This window comes from Pontibacter sp. BAB1700, from assembly GCF_000277005.1.
Lineage (GTDB): Bacteria > Bacteroidota > Bacteroidia > Cytophagales > Hymenobacteraceae > Pontibacter > Pontibacter lucknowensis.
On record NZ_AKIS01000099.1, the window covers coordinates 1 to 1,542 of the forward strand.

The following is a 1,542-nucleotide window of genomic DNA, read 5'->3' on the forward strand; positions in this document are numbered from 1 at the left end:
GGCGCCGCAGAAGGTGATGGCTATACCTGCAGCACCTGCCCTGCCGGTGCGGCCAATGCGGTGCACGTAGGTTTCAGGCTCAAAGGGCAGCTCGTAGTTGATGACGTGCGAGAGTTCCTCACATCGATGCCCCGAGCAGCCACGTCGGTTGCGACCAGTACTTTTGTTTCGTATTGTTTAAAGCTTTCCAGCACACGCTCCCGGTCGCGCTGGGCACGGTCTGCATGGATAGCTTCAGCGGCTACACCTGCGGCACTGAGTTCCTTGGCCAGTTTGTCGGCCCCCTCTTTGGTGCGCATAAACACCAGCGTGCGGTCTATCCCTGCATGCTGCAAGAGGTGCAGCAGCAAAGGTGTTTTGTTGGCTTTCCTTACATAGTACAACTCCTGCCGGATCGTAACTGCCGAGGAGGAAATTGGACTTACCTCTATGCTCACCGGCTCCGTCAATATTTTTTTGGCAAGCTTACTTACTTCAGGCGCCATGGTTGCGGAAAAGAACAGTGTCTGCCGCTGCTCAGGTATAGCCTGCAGCACACGTCGGATATCCTGCAGAAAGCCCATGTCCAGCATGCGATCGGCCTCGTCGAGCACCAATAGCCGTACCTGTTGCAAGTCAATGAAACCCTGCTCCAGCAGGTCGAGCAAACGACCGGGCGTGGCAACGAGGATATCTATACCTGCTTGCAGTGCCTCCGTCTGCACCTTGTAGGGCACGCCACCATATACCACCAGATGCTTCAGTCCTGTATACCTGCCATAAGCTGCAAAACTGTCGCCTACCTGACTGGCCAACTCGCGGGTAGCGTAAGCACCACCGCGCGTATAACCTGTGGCTCAGGTATAGTCTGCCCGTGCAGGAGCTGCAGAACAGGCAGGGCGAAGGCCGCCGTCTTGCCTGTGCCTGTCTGGGCCGTAGCCAATAGGTCGCGGCCCTGCAGCACTTCCGGCATAGCCTGTGTCTGTATAGGTGTTGGCTGGGTGTAGCCTTCCTCTTCCAGCGCCTGCAGGATGGGGTTGATCAGGTTTAGGTCTTTGAATGTCATAGCGGCAATAGTATTCTTGACGAAGGACTCAAAATTTTAGCGTGATGCCCTGCCGTATTCTAATAAAGGCTAAAGTCCCATGCACGGTAAGTTCGTTTTGTCCCGCCACTTATCTCCTGCAAAGGTATACTGAACGAGCACAAGCCGCTATACCTGTAAGCAACAAAAAACGGCGAAAATCGCTTCCCGCCGCTCTTAAATCATTATTTCAAAAGGTCTTTTGTCAAAAGCTACGCCATCACCTCGTTCAGGTTTGGCAGACGCAGCCGTCCGAATCGATGCAGGGTGTTCAGGTGCGAGCGAACAGCCTGCAAAAAGGTTTTGCTCTCGATATAAGTGAGGTTAAACTCGGATGCAGTTTGCTTCACGATTTCCGCGATGGCCGGGTAATGCACATGGCTGATACGCGGAAACAGATGGTGCTCGATCTGGAAATTCAGGCCGCCCACATAACCACGAATCCGGAATGTACCAAGCCCTACGGTAACCGTTCTGGA

Annotated in this window: 2 protein-coding genes and 1 pseudogene; all 3 read right to left on the bottom strand. The window is 54.1% G+C overall.

Annotated elements, in window-relative coordinates:
* Positions 1 to 794 (bottom strand): annotated as a pseudogene (locus O71_RS12015) (DEAD/DEAH box helicase); the annotation flags it as partial.
* Complete coding sequence (locus tag O71_RS27280) at positions 779 to 1,045, bottom strand: DEAD/DEAH box helicase (RefSeq protein WP_007657096.1); 267 nt, start codon at positions 1,043 to 1,045, stop codon at positions 779 to 781. The pseudogene O71_RS12015 and the gene O71_RS27280, both read right to left, overlap by 16 nt.
* Positions 1,046 to 1,275: 230 nt before the next feature.
* Positions 1,276 to 1,542, bottom strand: a 267-nt coding sequence (locus O71_RS12020; RefSeq protein WP_007657097.1) for a fatty acid desaturase, incomplete at its 5' end; no start/stop codon positions are given.